This window comes from Anaerocolumna chitinilytica (assembly GCF_014218355.1).
In the GTDB taxonomy this organism is placed as follows: domain Bacteria; phylum Bacillota; class Clostridia; order Lachnospirales; family Lachnospiraceae; genus Anaerocolumna; species Anaerocolumna chitinilytica.
The window spans coordinates 715234-735911 of sequence record NZ_AP023368.1 but is presented as its reverse complement, the minus strand read 5'-3'; the positions used below and the strand labels follow the sequence as shown (position 1 = coordinate 735911).

At 35.9% G+C, this 20678-nt stretch carries 10 protein-coding genes and 1 pseudogene; 1 reads left to right on the top strand and 10 read right to left on the bottom strand.

What is annotated here, in order from left to right; genetic code table 11:
• From bsdcttw_RS03255 to greA, 5 genes and pseudogenes are all read right to left on the bottom strand, one after another.
• On the bottom strand, positions 1–1908 hold the full coding sequence (locus bsdcttw_RS03255) for a hypothetical protein (RefSeq protein WP_185257989.1): 1908 nt from the start codon (positions 1906–1908) through the stop codon (positions 1–3).
• 9 nt (positions 1909–1917) lie between these two features.
• Complete coding sequence (locus bsdcttw_RS03250) at positions 1918–5310, bottom strand: DEAD/DEAH box helicase family protein (protein WP_185257988.1); 3393 nt, start codon at positions 5308–5310, stop codon at positions 1918–1920.
• 13 nt (positions 5311–5323) lie between these two features.
• Entirely contained in the window at positions 5324–7273 is a 1950-nt protein-coding gene (locus bsdcttw_RS03245; protein ID WP_185257987.1) for an AAA family ATPase, read from the bottom strand.
• Between the two features lie 1417 nt (positions 7274–8690).
• A pseudogene (lysS, locus tag bsdcttw_RS03240) lies at positions 8691–10172 on the bottom strand (lysine--tRNA ligase); the annotation flags it as partial.
• Between the two features lie 39 nt (positions 10173–10211).
• Positions 10212–10694 (bottom strand): transcription elongation factor GreA, encoded by a 483-nt coding sequence (gene greA / locus bsdcttw_RS03235; RefSeq protein ID WP_185257986.1) that lies wholly within the window; start codon positions 10692–10694, stop codon positions 10212–10214.
• Between the two features lie 572 nt (positions 10695–11266).
• Between greA and nifJ the strand changes: the two genes are divergently transcribed.
• Positions 11267–14803 (top strand): pyruvate:ferredoxin (flavodoxin) oxidoreductase, encoded by a 3537-nt coding sequence (gene nifJ / locus bsdcttw_RS03230; protein ID WP_185257985.1) that lies wholly within the window; start codon positions 11267–11269, stop codon positions 14801–14803.
• Between the two features lie 173 nt (positions 14804–14976).
• Here nifJ and bsdcttw_RS03225 read toward each other — a convergent pair whose 3' ends face one another.
• From bsdcttw_RS03225 to bsdcttw_RS03205, 5 genes are all read right to left on the bottom strand, one after another.
• Entirely contained in the window at positions 14977–16119 is a 1143-nt protein-coding gene (locus bsdcttw_RS03225) for an acyltransferase (RefSeq protein ID WP_185257984.1), read from the bottom strand.
• 213 nt (positions 16120–16332) lie between these two features.
• Positions 16333–16542 (bottom strand): cold-shock protein, encoded by a 210-nt coding sequence (locus bsdcttw_RS03220; RefSeq protein ID WP_185257983.1) that lies wholly within the window; start codon positions 16540–16542, stop codon positions 16333–16335.
• 172 nt (positions 16543–16714) lie between these two features.
• On the bottom strand, positions 16715–17641 hold the full coding sequence (locus tag bsdcttw_RS03215) for an AEC family transporter (RefSeq protein WP_185257982.1): 927 nt from the start codon (positions 17639–17641) through the stop codon (positions 16715–16717).
• 869 nt (positions 17642–18510) lie between these two features.
• Complete coding sequence (locus bsdcttw_RS03210) at positions 18511–19755, bottom strand: O-antigen ligase family protein (RefSeq protein ID WP_185257981.1); 1245 nt, start codon at positions 19753–19755, stop codon at positions 18511–18513.
• A gap of 292 nt (positions 19756–20047) precedes the next feature.
• Entirely contained in the window at positions 20048–20575 is a 528-nt protein-coding gene (locus bsdcttw_RS03205) for a cob(I)yrinic acid a,c-diamide adenosyltransferase (RefSeq protein WP_185257980.1), read from the bottom strand.
• Between the last annotated feature and the right edge of the window lie 103 nt (positions 20576–20678).

The following is a 20678-nucleotide window of genomic DNA, read 5'->3' as shown; positions in this document are numbered from 1 at the left end:
TTATATCTCCCAAAATCCAACAGAACTGAAATTTTCATTCTCAATATTGTATAAATATTTTCTTCCCAGTTCTGAGTTAAAATGATTACAAGAAACTTCAGGTAATATTAAGCAAGCCAGACAAGCTGTATCTTTTTCAGTACAAATCGGATCAAAAATACAATTCCTTGAATCGTCATAGACTTTCTTTAAAAACTTTGCATAACTTGTTTCTACTAAACCTGAAAGTGCACCCAAAGGAATCCCTTGACTTGTTTGCGCATATATAAAAATACTTGCTGATTCTACAATTATTATTTCAGTTAAGGATGTCTCAGACAATCCACTCATTTCACCTGCTGTTTTTATAAACGCATGTGCCATAGAATGTAACAATGCAAAGACATTCTTTGTTATTAGCTCTCCTTGATCAACTTCTCCAAAAATGGAAATCATATCGCTGTGCACATACTCTGCAAACCACTGTTTCACTGCAAATTCATCTTCAAGATCTGGTAACTGTTCTTCTCTGATGACTTTATTACTGAACAGCCACTCTATTATTTTTCTCTGACTAATTTCAAACAAGATTCCCTCTGTATTAAGCTTTGCTCCATAAACCAGATTGGCATTACTATTTTTTGCTTTATCAAATGCACAGAGTTTCAGCCTACAGTTTTTATTCTGATTATTTTTAGGGTCAGAAACCCTTCTTGTATATCCATAAGTGCAATTAATAATTTGGATATCACAAGACACCTGCATATTAATAATTCCAAGTTTTTTGTTAATCTCAAAAACTTCTTCGGGCAAATCAATAAACTCCATTTCTATTTGCCTTTTTATTGAGTCTTCTAATGTGATGATCCTCTTTGCATATTTTATTGTATTATACTGCATAAGTTTAAATGAATAATGTCTGATCCATTCTTCATACTTATAAACGTCTTTATTTTTTTTCTTTGAGAAAATGGAATCACAAGTTGAAACATAATTTTCAACCGACACCTTGTTTGCATCATTAGACAGCATACTATTTACTGCAGTTTCAAAGTCTTCTTCTTTAACCAAACCTATTTCAATTAATGCCCTAACATATTCTTCTTTTTCTTTACGCTGAGCATCATTTCGCATACTTTGACTGAAAACAAGCTCAACATTATCTAAAATATATTCATAGTTTTCTTGTGTCAATTTACCAAACCATTTCACTACAATAATCTTTTGAGCCTCTATACCTTTCTCAAAAAAAGTCCCACTCTTATCATCCACTAAATTAATAATACGAAGTGTAAAAGGTTTATAGTTTTTCCCAGAAATTGCATTATCCGGGACAAGCCTTGTACTACATGTTGGACAAATCTGTACAAACTCAGCTGGTTTTGTCATGTTTCCACTTTTATAAAACATTTTGTAAGCTGTTTCATTAGGTCTATAGTAAAAATCGCTAATACCTTTTACATACGGAATTTTTATTGGCTGTGCATACCCACATGCACAGGTATATGCCATTTGAAGTTGTTTGACAGTCATCTTTCCACATTTTTTACATTTCCAAGTATACTTATCAACTTGGTTAGCATTAAGTAATTCAAAACTACTTTGGCAGGAACTACAATAAAATACCAATGGAGATAGTTGTCCCACAATATCTGGAAATCCCTCATTGCACACTGGCTCTACTATACAAAAAGATTGAATATTGTCGTCAAGGCAATATAAACTTGTATCTCCGCCACGATATGCAAATAACCGGATTTGACGCTTTATTTCACTCTCAACAAAACTTTCATAAACACCTTCCATCTTTTGATAATTCCAGTTTGTAATTTTCGCAGTTACCGTACGGCCACCATCAGATTCAGATTTTTCAGATACCCACATTTCCGGAAGGAATTTATATACTGCTTGATTTTTACTTCTTTTCATATAATCCCCCTAAATTTTAATTTCTATCTGTTCTTCAGTATCTCTTAAGCTAGTCATAGGCTTTTTTCGCCCATGCGAATATTTAGCTATTGAATCGGCTATCCTATCAGTTTTCATGAAGTTACCATTTTTAATACCTGCAAGTATATTTGAAACTTCCTCGTAAATAATTTCTGCATATGCGATTGACATTTTTTCATGATTATTACATCCATATGCTTGAACTATCTTCTCTGTTGCATCATATACTTCAATTTTGTTATTAAGAAGTAGCTTTTTGACATTTATCGTATGATAGAGGTTTTCTTCATTAGTGATTAACGTGTAATACTGATAAATAAGCGCTGCCAATATTCCTGGAAGAGTACTATAAATAGCATTTTTTGCCCACCGGTTTATAGGAACGGATTCAACTAACTCATCTTTGTTCTGATGAAATACTACAAAATTTTTGAGATATGATCTATCTCTAACTCTCATAAGTCTAATAATGTCTATAACGATTCCTGTATACTTTCTTCCGGTTCTTGAGTATGCCTGAATATATTCTGCATTATTATTTGGCATTCCAAAGAAATACATTACATTGAACGAATCCTCATCTACGCCATGAGAGATTGTACTTGTAGCTAATATAGTATTAGTACTTTCTACATTCTTTCTATTTGCTTGAATATCAAATAACGTCTTTCGAACAGTTTGAAAATCGACATCACTTGTCATTTGCTCAATTACAAACTTCGGGATTTGTTGTGCTTCTGCTTTGTTATTCCCCTGGTTTTGGAGAGCATTTTCTAACTCAAGTGCATCTTGCTTTCGATTGTTATAAACCAGCTCAATCCAATAGTCAAAAAGCATGTTCTCATATTCTTCTTTACTTGCCGTGAATCCAATTTTACATAATACTTTATAATGTAAATCTGAATCGTGCATCATTGAAAATACCACCTGTCTCATAACATAAATCGATTCCCACATTCCGTCTGTCAATGATCGGCCATATGGAGCATATCCACAAATAATTCTAGTAATATCTGTTTCATCCGTATAGGAATAAAAATCTTCCCCAATCTTTGATGATGGATATTCGCAAGGAAAGCGTCTTGCTTCCATATGATATAGATGGTTAATATGCTCTTTATACTGAGATATAGTAGCAGTTGCACCGATGAATCTGATCTGCTTTTTTTGCTCGTCTGGCACAAGTTTTTTTGCATAGTAATCGATAAAAGATTCATAATGAGCATCAAACGTACCAAGACTTTCTTTAACCAAGTGTAATTCGTCTTGTATAAAAAGCGTCGGGATAGGATCTTTTAGCAATGGAATTGTTTTAACCGTACCAATGCACTTATCGCACATGCATTTAGACTTATTTGAAAAACCATGAATATTACATTGTGATTTTACTTGACCAAATAACATCTTAAATTCATTGCTTATTCCTACCATAGCCATTTTATCGATGGTACATACAATAATTGAGGGTAAATATCGATATATTTCGCTATCAACTATCAGTATTGGCAACACATTCATTGAGCATTTTAAGTTATCACATACATGTTCTAACATCCAACGCTCTGTATTAAACTTAACGTTTACATGTTTCTCACCACAAACCGGACATGTATCAATAAAGCGATAGTATTCATTTAATGTATTAGTATCACTATCCAATATCAACCCACTATTCTTTACCCTAGAGCCTCTATCGCTTAAGTGCTCTTGTACATCTATCTTATTTGGTGTATTGGTGCTACCTACATAAAAACCAGTTTCAAAGTCTTTTAAACTTTTTAACTCATCGCTATTATGCAATACTATGTTAGCCTTCACAGTTATCGTCAAAATTCTATCCAACTGTTGAACTGCCAATAGTCTCAAAGGGTATTTCAGTACAGCAGTAACACCTTCCGTTTTTCCTCGTAATCTATCGAAGAACATAGAGAAAACTGTAACCCCTAGAAACGCCTCTGTCTTACCTCCACCTGTTGGAAAATATAACAGATTAGCTGCCTCAATATCCGCTTTACGTATTGTCATATCGTCTTTGTACTCGCTTCTAATAACCTCGCATATCATTGAAACAATGAATACTATCTGAAATAATCTCCACCCCTTTATATTTCGTTGTTCATTTAATGGAACTCTGAATGTCTCATTCATGTAAGAGAATGCTCTCTTAACCAGATCCTTGTACTTAATTTGTTCAATTCCTGTGGCAAATCTGTCAATTTCTCTACGGTAATCGTCTAACGAGTCTTTGAATTTGATTCTTGCGATTTCAGATAGCTCAAATGATTGCTCATACTCCTGCTGACAAGCAATATAATCATCTTCCATTTTGCTTAAAATAATTGAAAGGTTACTTATAGGGTTCTCGATTAATTTATCAAATGTAACGTATTCCGTTAAGTCATCCTTTGTTTTTAATCTCTTTTGAAAATATAGAGGAACATTTTCTGTTTTTATCTCGTTTAATTTTGAGTTATAATCAACTGAAATATTTTCCGCAACAGCATATACCGGTTTATGCTCCTTATAGTTATTCAGAAATGATTTCATTTTTATATCTATAAATTTGGTTTCATTATTTCCTACAACCTTCATTCCTGCATTGAATATAACAGGCATATAACCTACATTTTTTCTATCTGTGGTCATTGTTTTGTTTACCATTTGCATAATAAACCTAATATTATTGTTTTCAATGAAGGTTTTACATAAAATATCAATATCCCAACGAGGGCATGCTTTTTCTTCTTTAATAGTCACAGCAATTTTGAAACGCTCTTCATTTACTAAATCACCAAAGCATACATAAGTATCATTTATTATACAGATTTCATCCATTATCTGATCTGATAAAACTGACAATTTTTCAGTAATCTGGTGCTCTAAATGAAACCTTTTCTCAATCTTGCTAATGTCTATATCTATTCCGTTACCCATTACAGATTCGAGATTAATTTTTTTGTATGTCATTGGAACTGGAATTCGTTCAGTTGGATATAACGCGCATAATTCGCTAATACTTGTATAAATGGTCCTATCCTTTTCTGAATATTTTCGTAAAATATAATCTACACATGCGCTATACACGGGCCTAATTGTATAGAAAAACATACCAGTAGGGATAACGTTAATCACACAGTTATCTCTTTTTTCAATGACAAATGATATGCTGATTGAAGGTACACTTTCAAATCGTGTTGAATTATTTTCAACATATCCCCCATCAAAAGTTGTACTCACGCGGTTTTCTGCAAGCATCCCTACCATTACACGCCTATCTGGAGCTTCATCACTTGTAAAAGATTCGAATATATCATTTCCCGATATTCTATCTACATACTGTGATACAATGTGCTTAGCCATAATGTTATATTCATTCGCCATTGTCAACTCTCCTCTATACTTTTAATATTTCTTCTAATGGAGTCTCTGTTTCTAAATCACTAATAACATACAAAATATCTCTTGCCCTTGAGCATGCCGTATATACCTTTCGCATGTGTATTTGAACTTTTTCTTGCTGATCTGGGCTTAATTTGCTAATAGTATTCCAGGAGCTAATTTTCTTTTTAGTTAGTTTGTCATCGAAAACATAATTATATGGATAAAGCCCTGCCACAATAACCGCCTTAAAATCCAACCCCAACGATGAATCTATTGTGGATAATACAACACCGTTTGTATCACTATATTTCTTTTTTGTAACTATACCATCGTTGATTATCATGGAATAGGGTATTCCTTTATCATCAAGTGCTTGTTGTACCCAATATAAAAAATAGTATTTTAACAATTTGTATTGTCTATAAGGGAATAGAATTGCTATATCTGAATAGCTAATTTTATGTTTTTGCGTTATTTCTACTATAGCTTCAACAACTTTATTTGTTATTACAAATCTATCTACTCCTGTTTCAATTTTTAGCGCGAGAGTCTGTTTGTCTCCCACCGTAAAAGTATCATAATCATATTCTTTGAGAACAATCATATCCAACATATCCATACGCTTATTCATATGGCACAACATTCTATTAAGGTATTCACCAATTCGTTTACTATTTCTATAGTTTTTCTTTATGTATCTAACTCTTCCTGTAAAGTCCAAACTAACTGTATTTATTTTTTTCCATGGGGCGTCTCCACGTCTACTCTGTGATCGAACTGTCTGGTTCAAATCACCTGCCATTAAGAATACACCATCTTCAGACTTATTTAAAAGTAAATAACACAATTCTAAATAAAGAGGATCAAAGATCTGAACTTCGTCTATAAAAATCGCTTTAAAACTTAGTTTTATAACTCCTTGCCTTATACACTCGATGCAATATCTTATTTCTTCCTCCGTTGCTATATGAGATTCACAGCGAGAATGTAAACATTCTTCATATATCTTTTTTACCAGCTTATGGAATGTCATTATATGCAAGTTATTGTTAAATCCAAAATCCGCACAACTTCTTTTGAAAATATAAGAATCAGATAGATTATCATTGAAGCATGTCAGTAAAACATTAGCGTCTTTATATAAACTGGCATACTTAAATGCCTTTGAGAGAAGTAAAACACTCTTTCCCGAACCTGGATTTGCAAGTAATACTCTATGTCCTTTTCCCATATCGTTGACAAGAGCAACTTGAAATTCATCTAAAAAGAAAGTCTTATATTCCATTTCTTTTCCGGTGATTTTTAAATCATCCTCAGATATTTGAGCCTTAGTCTCTTTAATTGTCACCTTCTCTATTTCGTTCATAACCACAGTATATTCAGGAGCAAGTCTTTCAAATATTGCCCGTTCTTCCATATCTGTAAGCTCATTAAAACTGCAGTCGAAATCCTTTTCTATACCTTTAAATATGTTAAGGTCTGAAATGTATTTCACTTTTCCGTATGATGTTAGTGGGGTAAAAAATTTTCCCGTTACTTTTGTTCCTATTATATCAATTTGCTCTTCTGTAAGCTTAATTGAACTCAATTCTTGGTCATAGAACATGAATATATGCTTATAAGGGAATTTTAAAATTTTATAGTTACTATTTTTTACAATCAAAGACTTAGAATCTAATAGTCTTTGATATATGCGAGTCTCAACTATACTTACCCCAGCGGCATAAGCATCAACGTTTTTTGTTTCAATAGAACCATTGAGAATAGTAAATGTCACTAATCCTTCTTTAGGTGAAATATACATTCCCATCCGTGCAGAGTCACTACTCATACCTACTGGATCTATTCCGACTACTATATGTCCTTCATTAAAATTTTTAGCTGCGTTACGTAACAAAGCTTTCTCTTCTTTTGAAATATGTTCTTTTTTTTCATAATCGGAAGGCCATAATCTGATAGGCATAGTTATCCTCCTATATTAGTATACATTCTTATGCATTAGCCGACATAGTTATCTCATATATCGTATTCTGGTATTTTTCTATGATATAAGCAAAATCCTCATACTGTTTTTCAGCCATATCATCACCTACACTTCTAATATTAGACCCGTTATATCAGCTAAATGTTTATTTTTATTATATCTTTATTCATGATTATCATAATAGGTATAACAATAAGTTACTTTTGTGTTTTCCATCCATATTTCCCGAAGAACTCCGGTACGGAATGTATCACTTAATACTTATTTATTTCTCTATTTTTTGAAAGCAAGCCAATGTAGATCCACATATTAAAAAAATCGCTTATAAATTACTTTGAGTTGTTACTCCTAATTTTGTAATGTTATCAATAATAAGACATTGTGAATTTAGCAGGAATTTTAAACTTCTATTTATTTATATCGCCTGAACTTCCTCATAATTTATTATGTTTAAATTTGTGTAATAATATAGAGCCTGACAGATATATTTTACCATATTTCGTCAGTATAACAAGTTATATTTGGAATTAATACGGCTTTCATAACTTTTACTATTGCGATTTCTTACATTGAAAAATATTTAAGCTCACAAATCAATTTGACTGTTACTCAACCTCTCCTGATAAAATACATTAACTGTAACTCTTTATATCTATATGGGTAAAAGGAACAGGGACTACCATTACAGTAACCCCATTCATAATTCTCTCTTTATCTGCTTTTCTCATTATATTTCATTCTGTAAGATTCATTTCGTTCTGCAACAATACTATCTGGCAATCTTATGAGAAAGCATAATAGTATTTTTGAAACATAAAAAAGCCCCCAATGAAGAGGGCGATTGTCGTATGTTGATCTTAAGTATTGTAATAAAGTTTCTGCAAGTTTTGATTTTACTGGTTTTTTAATTCAAACTCTTCGTTGTCAGTACGGCTTCAGGTAGCTTGGTTGTATTATTACATTATGCTTTACTTCACATAAGCATATTGTTCTCTGTGCCAAAAGAATGCCCATCTGATTACTTCCAAAATTTGCGTCGTTTCAATTTTTTGCTTTGAATTATTTATCTGTCATTGAATCATAATCCACGCAATGGACACCTGCAGCTGTACTGACCGTCATCTTATGAATATTAACGACATCTTTTTATCGTCGGTCTTAATTTTTAACTCGATGAATTTTCTTTTCATATCATAGTACACCTTATAATCGATTTGCTCTCACTCTGAACTTCAAAAACAACTATTTTATATGCTTATTAAATACCCCTTTCATGATTGTCAAAAATAAGACCATAGAATAACTCTATGGTCTTAAAGTCAGTCAAATTTCTGAATTTTTTTACTTGGGCGTACATATAAGCAATCCCAATTTTATTGCCCTCTTCTTACTCCCTACTCTTCATCGTCGGGAACAACAACACATCCCTAATAGCCGCAGAATCCGTAAGTAGCATTACAAGTCGGTCAATGCCGATACCAATACCACCAGTCGGCGGCATACCGTATTCCAGTGCATTTAAGAAATCTTCGTCCATAGAGTTTGCTTCTTCGTCTCCGGCAGCTTTTAACGCTTCCTGAGCCTCAAAACGTCCTCTCTGATCAATAGGATCATTTAACTCGGAGAAAGCATTTGCCATCTCTCTCTTTGTAATAAACAACTCAAATCTCTCCGTAAAATCAGGTGCCTCCGGCTTTCTCTTAGCAAGAGGAGATATCTCAACCGGATGATCCATAATAAAGGTAGGCTGCACCAGGTTCTCTTCCACGAATTCTTCAAAGAAAAGATTGATGATATCACCTTTCTTATGTCTGTCTTCAAAGGCAATATGATGTTCCTTAGCAATTGCCTTGGCTTCTTCTTCCGTATTAATCTGTGTAAAATCGACGCCGGAATATTTTTTAACAGCCTCTAACATGGTGAGTCTTTCGAAAGGCTTGCTTAAATCTATTTCAACACCGTCATAGGATATGGTTGTGGTTCCCAGTACATTTTGTGCTACTGTACGGAAAAGCTCTTCTGCCAGATCCATCATGCCGTAATAATCGGTATAAGCCTGGTAGAGTTCCAGTAATGTAAACTCAGGATTATGTCTGACAGAAAGACCTTCGTTACGGAATACACGTCCGATTTCATAAACTCTCTCTAAACCGCCAACAATCAGTCTCTTTAAATAAAGCTCCAGTGAAATTCTCAGATGAAGATCCTCATCCAGTGCATTGTGATGGGTATTAAAGGGCTTTGCTGCAGCACCGCCGGCATTGGGAACAAGAACAGGTGTCTCAACCTCAATGAAATTCTTGCCGTCCAGATATTTACGTATCTCTCTTATGATAAGGGAGCGTTTTACAAAAGTATCCTTTACCTCAGGGTTTACGATAAGGTCCACATATCTCTGGCGATATCTTACATCAGTGTCCTTAAGTCCGTGGTATTTCTCGGGCAGTATCTGAAGGCTCTTTGATAAAAGAACAATGCTCGTAACTTTAATAGAGATTTCTTCTGTATGAGTCTTAAATACTTCACCGGTCAATCCTACCAGATCACCGATATCGTATTTTTTAAACTCTGCATAAAGCTCATCTCCTATGGCATCTCTCTTCACATAAGCCTGTATATCACCTTTAATATCGCGAAGATTCATAAAGGAAGCTTTACCCATAACACGTTTGGACATAATACGTCCTGCAACGGATATTTCTTTTCCCTCCAGAGCTTCAAAGCTCTCTTCTACTTCCTTCGAGTGATGTGTAACCTGATATTTCATAACCTGAAAAGGATCTTTACCATTCTCTTTCAGCTCAGCTAACTTAGTTCTTCTTACTTTTAATAGTTCGTTAAGCTCCTGCTCTGTCTGTACCTTTTCCTGCGCCTGCATCTTTTCCTCAGCCACTTTTCTTCATCCTTTCTTACGAAATCAATTGGACTTTTGTATTTCCAGTATTTTGTACTGTAATACACCGGAATGAGTCTCAACATTAACAATATCCCCAACTCTTGCACCAATCAATGCTTTTCCGACCGGTGATTCATTGGAGATCTTTCCTTTAAGACTATTTGCTTCCGTAGATCCTACGATTTTATATTCCATCTCTTCTTCGAATTCAATGTCAAGTATTCTTACTCTGCAGCCGATGTTAATGACGTCAACTTCAACTTCATCTTCTACAACTACTTCTGCATTTTTTAGGATTTTATCTATTTCTTCGATTCTAGCCTCGATTTCTCTTTGTTCATCTTTGGCTGCATCGTATTCTGCATTTTCAGATAAATCTCCTTGCTCTCTGGCTTCCTTTATCTTCTGTGCTACATCCTTACGTCTATTGACTTTCAAATCCTGTAATTCTTCTTCCAGAATTCTCAGTCCCTCATAGGTCAAAATGTTTTTCTTATCTGCCATATTTAAACACCCTTCCTCCGTTTCAAATCGTATTAACGATACATTCAAAGTATTATAACTTATCGCCCGTTTGTTGTCAATAATTTTGCCGTGGCCGCTGAAGCTACTTTATATTTCATCAATATATTATCAAGATTCCCTCAAAAATATTCCGTCTGTTTCAGAAACTTTTCGGGACGATTTATTTCATATTTTTATGCTTTTGCCTAATTTTCTTTGTTACAAATACTTACAAACACTGCTTAATTTTATATATTATCCCCTGTTTTTAAGAGTAGATTCAGCCTTCTGCTGCCAGCTATTACTTGTTTCTTACAGGTTAAAATCATTTATTAATTTTTTGAATAAGTGCTAATTAACTCTTTACACTTCTGTCGAATAGTGTTATTCTCTACTATAGGTATTTTGTTATGCTTTCTAATAATAAATATTATTAGAAACTGTCATTTACCAAATACAGCTAGTTACATAATTAACAATGTTCAGTAATTGAGGCGCACGGTGAGGTGACTCATTCTTTTTGTGTTCATTTCTTTTTCTCGATTGCTGACTATCAAGGAGGATATTATAACATGGCTAGAAAAATGAAAACCATGGATGGAAATAATGCTGCGGCACATGTCTCCTATGCATTTACCGATGTTGCGGCCATCTATCCAATCACACCATCTTCAGTTATGGCTGAAGTTACTGACGCATGGTCTGCGCAGGGAAGAAAGAACATATTCGGACATGAAGTACAGGTTACCGAAATGCAATCCGAAGCAGGCGCTGCTGGTACCGTTCACGGTTCCTTACAGGCAGGTGCTTTAACAACTACTTATACCGCTTCACAGGGCTTACTTTTAATGATTCCTAACATGTACAAAATCGCAGGTGAATTACTTCCCTGTGTTATTGACGTTTCTGCCCGTGCTTTAGCAAGCCACGCACTGTCAATCTTCGGTGACCATTCCGACGTATATGCTTGCCGTCAGACAGGCTTTGCAATGCTTTGCTCCGGTAATGTACAGGAAGTTATGGACTTAGGCGCTGTTGCTCATCTTTCCACAATTAAGGGACGTGTTCCTTTCCTTCACTTCTTCGACGGTTTCAGAACTTCTCACGAAATTCAGAAAATCGAAACATGGGATTATGAAGACTTAAAAGAAATGACTGATATGGATGCTGTAGCTGCTTTCCGTAAACGTGCTTTAAATCCTGAGCACCCTGTAACCCGCGGTACTGCACAGAACCCTGATATCTTCTTCCAGGCTAGAGAAGCTTGTAATCCTTACTACGATGCTATTCCTGGTATTGTAGAAGATTATATGAATAAAGTTAACGAAAAGATCGGAACAGATTATAAGCTGTTCAACTACTATGGTGCTGCTGATGCAACTCATGTAATCATTGCTATGGGTTCCGTATGCGATACCATTGAAGAGACAATTGATTACTTAACAGCTAAGGGTGAAAAGATTGGTTTAATCAAGGTTAGACTTTTCAGACCTTTCTCTGTAAAGCATTTATTAGATGTTATTCCTGATTCTGTTACTCAGATCAGCGTACTTGATAGAACAAAAGAGCCCGGCGCTCTTGGCGAGCCTTTATGGTTAGACGTTGTTGCTGCCTTAAAGGAAACGAAATTCAAAGATATCCCTGTATTCTCCGGCCGTTATGGTTTAGGTTCCAAGGATACAACACCTGCTCAGATTGCTACTGTTTACAAAAACGCTGAGAAGAAGAAATTCACAATCGGTATTGTAGATGATGTAACACACCTTTCCCTCGATGTGAAAGAAAAAATCAACACAACTCCTGAAGCAACTATCAGCTGCAAATTCTGGGGACTTGGTGCTGATGGTACCGTAGGTGCTAACAAGAACTCCATCAAGATTATCGGTGACCATACAGACATGTATGCTCAGGCATATTTTGATTATGACTCCAAGAAATCCGGTGGTATCACTACTTCCCACTTACGTTTCGGTAAAGCTCCTATTAAGTCTACATACCTTGTAAGCCAGGCTAACTTCGTTGCCTGCCACAATCCATCCTATGTTAGAAAGTACAACATGGTTCAGGATTTAAAGGATGGCGGATCATTCTTACTTAACTGCGGATGGACCATGGAAGAAATCGAAGCTCATTTACCCGGACAGGTTAAGCGTTATATCGCTGAACATAACATTAAGTTCTATACCATCGACGGTATCAGCATCGGTAAAGAAATCGGTCTTGGCGGACGTATCAACACCGTATTACAGGCAGCTTTCTTTAAATTAGCTAACATCATTCCTGTAGATGATGCTGTTAAATACATGAAAGCAGCTGCTACCGCTTCTTACAGCAAGAAGGGTGAAGCTGTTGTTAAGATGAACCATGATGCTATCGATCGTGGTATCACTGATGTAAAAGAAGTACAGGTTCCTGCTTCCTGGGCTAACGCAGAAGATGAAAGTATCGTAAGCGTTGCTACAGGTTCCAGAAAAGAAATCGTAGATTATGTAAATAACATTCAGAACGTAGTAAACTCCCAGAATGGTTACAGCCTTCCCGTTTCAACTTTCGTTGAAGCAGCTGATGGTACCTTCCCTCTTGGCTCTGCTGCATTTGAAAAACGTGGTATTGCTGTAGATGTTCCTAGCTGGCATCCGGAAAACTGTATCCAGTGTAACTTCTGCTCTTATGTTTGCCCTCATGCTTCCATTCGTCCTGTTGCTATGACAGAAGAGCAGGCTGCTAATGCTCCTGAAGGTTCTGTTAATGTTGATTTAACAGGTATGCCCGGATTCAAATTCGCTATCTCCGTATCTGCACTGGATTGCCAGGGCTGCGGTTCTTGCGTAAATGTATGTCCTGGTAAGAAGGGTGAAAAAGCTCTTACAATGGAAAGCTTAGACAGCCAGTTAGAATCACAGAAATTATTTGATTATGGTGTTGAAATTGGATATCCTGACGAAGTTGTTACTAAGTTTAAGGAAACAACCGTTAAGGGAAGCCAGTTCAAGAAACCTTTACTTGAGTTCTCCGGCGCTTGCGCAGGCTGTGGTGAAACACCTTATGCAAAACTTGCTACTCAGTTATTCGGAGACAGAATGTACATCTCCAATGCTACCGGATGCTCTTCAATCTGGGGCGGCAGTGCACCTTCCACTCCTTATACCGTAAATAAAGAAGGCAAAGGACCCGCTTGGGCTAACTCCTTATTCGAAGACAATGCAGAGTACGGCTATGGTATGGCTCTTGCACAGAAAGCTCTCAGAAAACGTCTTATCTCTTCTGTAGAAGCACTTTCTGCTGTTGTTGAAAAAGAAGATATCAAAGCTGCTTGCGAGCAGTACCTTGCTACAAAAGATACCGGAGCTTTAAACGGAGCTGCTTCCACAGAATTAATCGCTGCTCTTGAGAGCTGCAGCTGTGATAACGAAGACAGAGCTAATATCTTAGCAAACAAAGATTTCTTATCCAAGAAATCCCAGTGGATCTTCGGTGGTGACGGATGGGCTTATGATATCGGCTTCGGCGGATTAGACCATGTAATTGCCAGCGGTGAAGATGTTAACATCTTAGTATTCGATACAGAAGTTTACTCCAATACAGGCGGACAGTCCTCCAAGTCTACACCTACCGGCGCTATCGCTCAGTTCGCTGCTGCTGGTAAAGAAGTTAAGAAGAAGGACTTAGCTGCTATCGCAATGAGCTATGGTTATGTATACGTAGCACAGATCGCTCAGGGTGCTGATTACAACCAGTGTGTAAAAGCATTCGTAGAAGCTGAAAGCTATAACGGACCTTCCATTATTATCGCTTATGCTCCTTGTATCAACCATGGTATCAAAGGTGGTATGAAGGGCGCTCAGACAGAAGAGAAACGTGCAGTTGCTTGCGGATACTGGCACTTATTCCGTTTCGATCCTCGTCTTGAAGCTCAGGGCAAGAATCCATTCCAGTTAGACTCCAAAGAGCCTACTGCTGATTATCAGGAATTCCTTGCAAGCGAAGTAAGATACAGCTCTCTTGCACGTTCCAATCCGGATAGAGCAAAAGAATTGTTTGAAAGATCTGAAGCCAGTGCAAAAGCTAAGTACAAGAAACTTGTACGTCTTGCTTCCTGGGAAGATTAATTCTTAATTAATATAAAACGGCCGATATAAAGCATGCAAATAGGCTGTACACTATCGATTAGCGATGGTGTACAGCCTATTATTATTAAGTAGTTTTATTATGGAATGCTTTTCTTTTGAACGGTTTTCTTATGAATGCTTTTCTATTATGAAATTAATAACCTTTTAATTTTTTATAAAACTCTATTTAATATTGGTATCCTTCTGAATATATAATTGGTACAGAGGAAACTTACAGGAACCCCAAGAATACAAGCCATCAGAAATTTGATTACCGGATCTGCTGGTAGAGCTGTTAGAGCAAACGTAATCGGTATAATAATTAACGGATGAAACATATAAACTGCAAAAGAGTTATCCGAGAGTGTTTTTACCAATCTTGATTGTCTATTGTACTTTTCCCGAAATACAGCAAGAAGCCCAATTGACATTGCCACTGCCGTGAAGGATTCCCATAATGCATACACCGCACTCTGCCAGTACCAGCCTCCATTCAATAAATCTTGTTTCCCATCTAAAGCTCCACCAGCAATCATCATGATACCCCAGCATACAATTCCAGGAACTAATGCTGCAAAAAGCCATTTACGTCCGTCACGATATGTAAGTTTTGAAAACCATCTATATTTCCCTGCTGTTATTCCTGCAATGAATAATATAATATATTGAGCAAAATAGCATAGCTGCATATTTAGAATACTAGTGCCCACCGGTTGTATCAACCTTATTAGAAATGTACAGACTGCAATCAAAAAAATAACTTGAACAGCCGCGTTTCTGCCCGGCAGCTCCTTCTCTCTTTTTTCCTGTAACTTTATTCCTTTACGCAGACAGGCATAAACAGTATTAAAAATAAATAATGCAAAAGCAAACCAAAGCGGCCCGCTTGAACCGATAAACTGAAAGCCTGTTATATAATGAATATAGGCTTTTAGAATGCCCTCTCCTTCCCCCCGATAACCTAAATAAACAATCATTATAAATGGATTGATAAGAAGCATATAGATCAGAGTGGGTATTCCCAACCGTACAAATCGTTCATAAATAAACTGCCCAAAGCCTTTCTTATCATAAGAGTTCTTAACAAAATAACCAGATATTAAAAATAAGAATCCCATAAAATAAGCTTGAGTAAAGGATTGATAAAGTCCAAAAAATGCAGTCTGGAATGCGCCCAGCTCTTTTGATTCTATCACGTACCAACCGCCCATTCCGCTATAAGTAACCGCCAAATGCATTATTACGACAAAAACAATCATTAATAATCTTAGATTATCGATGTATACATATCTCTCTTTCTTGGTGCCTTCTTCCATAATTCTTTTACCCCACGAATTTCTATTTATTCAATTATGGATTATAACATAGTATACATTTGTTGAACAGTTGAAAACCGCACCTATAAAGAAAAATAAAAAAACAGAGTAGAAAAATTCTACTCTGCAAAAATTTAAATTATCGGAATGACACAAATCTTCGAATGGATTCTTAATCAGTACATCTGCTAATTTATTTTATTCAATCAGATCTTATGCTACTCTAACATTAGAAGCTTTGATCTTGTTGTTTTTAGGGTCTTTTTCAATATCAAAGGTTACTCTCTGACCTTCATCAAGACTTTTAAAACCATTGGATTCAATTGCTGAAAAGTGTACGAATACATCATCTCCGCCATTATCGTTTGTTATAAAGCCATAACCTTTTTGTGAATTAAACCATTTTACTATACCATTGTTCATGATTAGTACCTCCATTTTCTTATTCGTATCAATATAAAAAAAATTGACTTGTCTCCAAATCATTTAAATAATGACTTGTAATACAGGTCAACATAATAATTTATTTGATTACTTTACAACTATAGCACGATAAGCGGTAAGTGTCAACCTAATTTTTACAAATCCTAAAAAACTATTTTAATATGAAACCTGCAATCAACATTATGATAGGAATTGTAACAATCGCTGCCAGGGTACTCACTGAATAGAGCTCAGAGGCGTATAGATGGTTCTTATTATAGCGAAGGGCAAACAGTGTGCCTGTGGCAGCTACAGGGCAGCCTGAGGCTAATACGGCCGTTGTAATAACCTTATGGTCAAAAGGCAGTCTAAAATACATCAAAAGTAAAACCAAGGGTATAGCAAACTGTTTGATAAAAATAATCAGATATATCCTTCCTTTTCGGAATATTTTCTTAATTTCAGACTGTGCCAGAGTTACTCCTGCAATTAACATAGCAAGAGGCGTATTCATTGATGCGACATAATCCATAGAGTGAAATAGTATTCCCGGAGTCCTGATGGTAAGAAGGAAAAAAATCAGCCCTGCAATACTGGCAATAAACGTCGGCGAAATCAATGTCTTAACCAAAGCTTTCAGATTCCTGTGCCCGGTCATAAGAATGACGCCATGAGTCCAAACCAAAAGATTAAATACAGTCATATAGGCTGTCAGATAAAAAACACCTTCACTTCCATACAGACTGTTAACTAAAGGAATTCCCATGAAACCACAGTTGGAATAAATACAAGAAAACCGCTCCAAGGGAATATCTTGTTTATTCTTTCCTCTCACTAACAGCCATGCTCCACCAATAGCAACTATATGGCTGATAATTGCCAATGCAAAGGATATGGCTAATCCATTAAGCAATTCTTTATTAAAATCTCTTTGATAGGAATTAAAGATTAAAAGAGGATTTACAATCAGAAGCAGAAAGTCAGAAAGCTTTTTATTGGTCTCTTGATTTATTATCTTTATCTTATAGCAAAAGAAACCCAAAACCATAATTAGAAACATAATTAATATTTGATTCAATGCAATTACTGCTAGTGACATAAGTAACCTCTTCAGTGGAGTTTATGTAAATTATATGCTCATACCTGGATATCATAGCAAAATAACTGTACTCTGTCAATTCATTCACTTGGGATATAAGTGGCATAGGTAACAGTTAAGGTTTACTTTAAATTTATTTATTGGGGACGGACGAGGATTTCTGATTCCATTCAGGCATTTTCTGGCTCAGGGTTGCGAATTCCACTAAAATGCCAGCAGTTATTCCTGGAAGGTCAAATTACACCAAACTCGCTTCTGACTTATTGAATATGTAACTCTGAGTGCTCAGACACTGGTGTAATTTTACCTAGTCATAACTGCTGCCATTTAAGTGTCATACGCAGCCCTTCTATATAAAATGCCTGAATGGAATCAGTAATCCCCTGTACTTGGCTATAAATATTATTGGCAAAATTAAAGTAAACTGGAATCGGCAAGAACCTGAAGCCATCTATTGCCTAATTTTTATCTATATAGCTCTATTAAAAATGCAGAAGCTAATTATCAAGAAACCCTTCTATTACAGTTTCTATCAACCTCTTCTGCATCCGTTATTTCTTCAATTACACTTATACTGCCGATATTCGCTGGCAAAACTTTTGTATCTAAATTCTTTTCTTGCTTCCCTCAACGTGGCTCAAATATATTGCAAAGGGTTTCGCTGGCAGGAACTTGTTAATAAAGCTTCATTTTGTGCCCTAATTATATCTAAGGGTTTCGCTGGTAAAAACTTATATATAAAGTTTCTTTCCATGTTCCCCAACGCGCCTCCAATTTGTAACGAGTTTTTCCACTGCCAAGAAATCATATATAGTATTTCTTTCCTCGCCCCCCCAACGCATAGGAAAAATGCCTCTCAATTTTTCCTACTAGGCGCTAGCTCTTTCTTTTACATTTTCCTTGCTTATCAGCAATTCCTTGGAGTTATCACAGGATTTTTTGCAGTAGACAATTACTGGTGTGACTTTCTGAACCATATATCCTGGTATTCTTTCATATAGACTGCTATCTGCAACTGCTGCAATTTTCTTAACGGCAGCGGTTTCTGCCTTGAAGGCACCTGCTCCTGCTAACAGGAATATAAACAAGGGGAGAGTCTGGAGCCACATAAGTGTAATGTCTGTGAGACCATGAACAAGGGCTGCTCCCATTACTCCCAGTATAAGGGAAGTAATCTTTGTATTTCTTTGGTAGTAGCATCTCTTTAATATACTCATAAGGTATTTTCCTACGGCTGCGGCTAAAACAGCGCTTCCAAGGAATCCGTAATTCAACAGAGATTCTAGTACAATACTGTGGGAATGCGCAACAATCTTTCCTGTCTGAAGGGTACTGTACGCATAGGTTAAAACTCCTTTGCCGAATAAAGGTGCTTCTTTGATGTACGCAATAGCGTTCTGCCATATCTGAAAACGCATGCTGAGTGTCAGATTGGCCTGAGATACTCTTGGTATAATGTCCGGATTCACAAACAAAATAGCCGCAATACCAAGAACTGCAACACCTACAAAGGATGCCAGCAAACGGTAATAACGAAGCACCAGCAGCATTACTGAAACACCTGCTAATACTTCCACCCATCCAAACATACTCTGGCTCAAATAGATGTTAATCAGATTCATCACGATTGCAATATAAAATATATATGGATTTCCTTGTTTTGTAAGTAATTTATAAGCACAGATTAATACAATGGTAGCTGATATCGTTGCAAAATAATTCGGATAAAAGAATAAGCTGCATACTCGTTCATAATGAAGCTCATGATTATTTATCAATACCTGTTCAACCAATGCATAGACTGTTGAAAAGCAGCTGAATACACACATGATGTTTAAACACTTCTCATAGAGTTTTGCAGTCATAACATGGTACTGAAAGATTCCAAGTATCGCTGCCAGTGTAAAGGCAAAGCCCCCTAAAACACCCATCCAGTTACCATAAATCAGAGATATCACCTGAAAGAATAACTGAAAGCCTAAGACAGCTCTAAATTCTTTATGCTCCAGGCATACTTCTCGTGTCTGTTTATTTATGGCTATATAAATAGCTATTGAAACCAATATGATTCCGGATATCATATAAGGCAGAAATATAGATGCTGCCGCAGCCATAATTAAATTACTGTCTGTTAAAACAGCTTCAATTGATTTCGTTTTAATATTAAATTGTATATGTTCTACATTTCTGATAATTGCTTTATCCTTTATGACAACCCGCCTCTTTTCCTTTTAGGTGAGAAGACTGAAGAAAAGTCTCATTTCTGTCTATCACAAAGAGGGATTTTATCATATATAAAGTTAATTATCAATTCGCTATATCCTTAAACTTCTTTATAATTTTCTTAACATTTTCCTAATAATTATGAAGACGTCTTAAGAATTAATCAATTACCGGAAATACTAATTAATATTCAATCCCTTTTCTGGCAATTATATTTTTATCATAAGGATGCTTTATTTTGCGAATTTCTGATACATAATCCGCATATTCCACGAATAATGGAGCCGGGTCCCGTCCTGTCAATACCAGCTCAAGGGCTTCTTTTTTATTTTGAATTAAGTTTTCCACTAAAGCCCTGTCTAACAGGTTATGGTTATAAGCGGCACAGGCTTCGTCTAAAACAAGCAGATCACATTGTCCTTTATCTACCAAAGCAAGAGCCTGCTTTAGATTATTGTTATGAAGCTCTGTTATAGCCTCCTTCTCTTCCTCTGTCATCCGGTTAAAGAATCCGTAATCTTCTTCATTTCGAATTACAGTCATATTATCTATATTTCTTAAGATTTCAATTTCACCGGATTCCATTGCCTTTAAAAACTGCAAAAATACAACTTTCATACCACATCCGGCTGCCCGTATACTAAGACCTGCTGCTGCTGTTGTTTTCCCTTTTCCTTCACCACAATATAAATGAATTAGTCCCTTTTTCATCCTAACCACCAAGCCTTTCCTAACAAATGAAATATCTGTTATTATTTTTTGATAATATATTAATGCCCTTTCCAACACACATCATGTTCAGGCCGAAGATCTC